This window comes from Bacillus haikouensis (assembly GCF_013179555.1).
GTDB lineage: Bacteria > Bacillota > Bacilli > Bacillales > Bacillaceae_B > Rossellomorea > Rossellomorea haikouensis_A.
This window is the reverse complement of record NZ_JABMCR010000407.1, coordinates 1-2,796: the sequence shown is the minus strand read 5'-3', so window position 1 is coordinate 2,796 and position 2,796 is coordinate 1. Positions and strand designations below refer to the sequence as shown.

The 2,796-nt window shown below is 39.2% G+C and carries 5 protein-coding genes; 3 read left to right on the top strand and 2 right to left on the bottom strand.

Translation table 11 applies throughout. The features are described from left to right. On the bottom strand, nt 1-677 hold a 677-nt coding region (locus HP456_RS22325), incomplete at its 3' end, for a PIN domain-containing protein (RefSeq protein ID WP_246289366.1). A 178-nt stretch (nt 678-855) separates the two neighbouring features. On the opposite strand from HP456_RS22325, the gene HP456_RS22320 reads away from it, so the two are divergent. Then, nucleotides 856-1,458 (top strand): YhcN/YlaJ family sporulation lipoprotein, encoded by a 603-nt coding sequence (locus HP456_RS22320; protein WP_172255189.1) that lies wholly within the window; start codon nt 856-858, stop codon nt 1,456-1,458. A gap of 36 nt (nt 1,459-1,494) precedes the next feature. Here HP456_RS22320 and HP456_RS22315 read toward each other — a convergent pair whose 3' ends face one another. Then, nucleotides 1,495-1,950, bottom strand: a complete 456-nt coding sequence (locus HP456_RS22315; protein WP_172255187.1) for a pyridoxamine 5'-phosphate oxidase family protein — start codon at nt 1,948-1,950, stop codon at nt 1,495-1,497. Nucleotides 1,951-2,199: 249 nt separating this feature from the next. Here HP456_RS22315 and HP456_RS22310 point away from each other — a divergent pair, with 249 nt between their 5' ends. Both HP456_RS22310 and HP456_RS22305 read left to right on the top strand, forming a co-directional pair. After that, complete coding sequence (locus HP456_RS22310; protein WP_172255185.1) at nt 2,200-2,400, top strand: YlaI family protein; 201 nt, start codon at nt 2,200-2,202, stop codon at nt 2,398-2,400. Next, on the top strand, nt 2,390-2,796 hold a 407-nt coding region (locus tag HP456_RS22305; RefSeq protein WP_172255183.1), incomplete at its 3' end, for a hypothetical protein. The genes HP456_RS22310 and HP456_RS22305, both read left to right, overlap by 11 nt.

Below are 2,796 nucleotides of genomic sequence, written 5' to 3'. Positions count from 1 at the left end.
TCATATACTAATTTCTTCACTTTCAATCCGGATCCGTCAACCATACCGAGCGCTGAAGCAGAACTTCCCAAAACATCTTTCATAATGATGAATTCATGTGAATAAAATCGCTGTTTCGTAATTTCTTTAAGTGTCAATTCCCCTTTATCATAAAATTTGTTCATAAATTCTTTATCAATATATAACTCATTGAATCCGGTATATATGTCATTAACCTCAACTACCCGATCGCTTAAAAAGTCCTCAGCCTGTAAACCAAGCGCATCAGCTTTAACTCTCACAAGGGTGTCTTTACTTACTAATATTACGGACTTTCCATCCTCTTTGGCCTCTTCCTCCAAAGAAAGATTTTTTGCGACAGCCAGTATCCGGTTATCATTTGTTTTCTCTACAAAAATTTCTTGAAGTTCCTGAAAGGATCGGTGGTTTAACTCAATCCTTAAAGAACCTCCTGTATATAAAGGAATTTTTTCATGGAGCTTTCCCTCTTGCCTTAAATTATCGATCAATTTTGATACATGTCTTGCGTTTCGTCCGATTTCATCCATGTAACGCTTTTTAGAGTCCACTTCTTCTAATACAACTGCTGGTATAACCACCTCATTGTCCTGAAACGAAAAGATGGCTTGTGGATCCTGTAATAAGACATTGGTATCTAATACATAAATTTTTTTCAAATCGATGCCTCCTGCTCCTCATTTCTTATTACTATTGTATGTAGCCAAAGTTGATCCGGTTATTCCCAGCTACTCAAATAGGACGGCCCGTTTCTTAAAATATATGAATAAACGTATAAAGATAGAAGAAAATTACACAATAAGAATAGATATTGACACTAATTTGGGAGGTTAGGACATGAACAAATTCATCTCTCTGCTTATGCTTGGGCTCATTCTCTCTGCATGCGCCAATAAAAACGAGGTAGGGTATGAAAAAAACCCGAAATCCGATCAGAATAAACCGATCACAGTGCAAGATAGTAACATCCAGCATGTGGAAAGAAAATCCGGTCAGCAAATTTCAAAGCATCTTGTTAACTTGACTACCGGTGTTCCTGATGTAGAAGACGCAACTGCTGTCGTAATAGGTAAGTATGCGTACGTTGGGATCGATATCGACGGAGATGTCGAACGGTCCCAAGTAGGGTCGATAAAGTATTCCGTTGCCGAAGCTTTGAAAGATGACCCATATGGTGCACAGGCAATTGTTGTCGCCGACCCTGATCTCACTGCCCGATTGAAAGAAATCAGCAAGGACATTCAGCGTGGTGAGCCCGTGCAAGGCATCATGAATGAACTCTCTGACATTTCAGGGAGACTAATGCCTGAAATCCCGCGCTCATTGAAACAGACTGATCCTGAGAACGCTCCAAAGGAACCAAAGAAAAAAATGAATCAGAATAAAGAAAATCAATTAAATAAAGAACAAGAAGATCAGAGTGAAAATTATATCGATTAACTTCAATATGATAAAAAGCCATGAAAAAGCTGTCGCTTAAGCTTTTTTCATGGCTTCTATCACTTGGCGGTCAAGACGGTCAGCAGCCGCTTTATCGTATGTCTTCTCATAAGACGGCTCTGTTGAGATTCTGGATCCGTAAAACATAACATCCCTTACCTCATTGATTTCTAACTTTATTAATGTAAGTTTAAGGGGGACACCCTCAAGGTGCGCCTGTTGTACTATTGCATTACCGCTGATTGAATAAGTGGATTCATTCGCAATCAGGTTAATGACAGCAAGAGGGTTTTTGTTAATATTCTCCACGATTTTAGACTTTTGATTCACAGTGAAAAGCACTGTTCCTTCGTCCTTTGCCAAAATCCATGAAACTGCATTGACATTTGGCCCGCCGGTATCATGATCAACTGTGGACAAGGTTACAAAGCGTTCAGATTGAAGTTCTTCGAATAACACCGGAATTAAGCCGGGTTCCACTTGATTAGCCATACAATTCCTCCTCCAAATACTTCACTGGATCTTCCAGCAGGCAAGCGGCACAAAGAAAGCTGCCTGTATACATATGACAATTCGTGATAATCATTTAATTGTCCTTCTTTTTTATAACTCCGATTCATTTTACATTAAGTGAAGATGTATTAAAAAACGGAGAGACAGATTATTTAAAGCGTTTGCTTATACTACATGATATACTGAAAAAAGATATCATATGAGAGAAAAAGCAATGAGGTGTTAATAATGCGTGTAAAATGTGCTTTGTGTGAAGTAATAGAAAATATTGAAGATTATTCTCTGGAAGCAAAAAGACTTCGAAACAGACCAATCCATACTTATATGTGTAGTCCGTGTCACAAACGTATCACTAAAAAAACAGAAGATCGAGCCGCTACAGGTAATTTTAATTTGTATCGTTCACCAAAAGTGGAAGATGACTTCTAAAGAGTACATCAAGGGGACCGGAATCGGGATTGCTTCAGGAACCCTCCTGGGGCTGATACTTAAATTCCTGCAGTCACTGACAGGTATTAAAGTATATGCGCTGCTGCTGAATGTCGATTTCATCCCCTATATGGGAAAAGTCCGGTGGTCAGAATGGGAAGAATTTCTGTTCCATCTATTCATTTCCTGCATAATCGGAATCATTTTCACTATCTCAATCCATCACTTCAATCTTTCTGGTCGGATGATATGGGCGCTGGCATTTATCGTAACCCTGCCGGCTTTCTTATTCTATTTCCCACTGTCTTTCATGGCCATCAAAGAAGTCCCTTCTCCTTATGATTCTGGAGGGATATTCCTCTGGTTGATCGGACATCTGGTATACGGAGTTTCTCT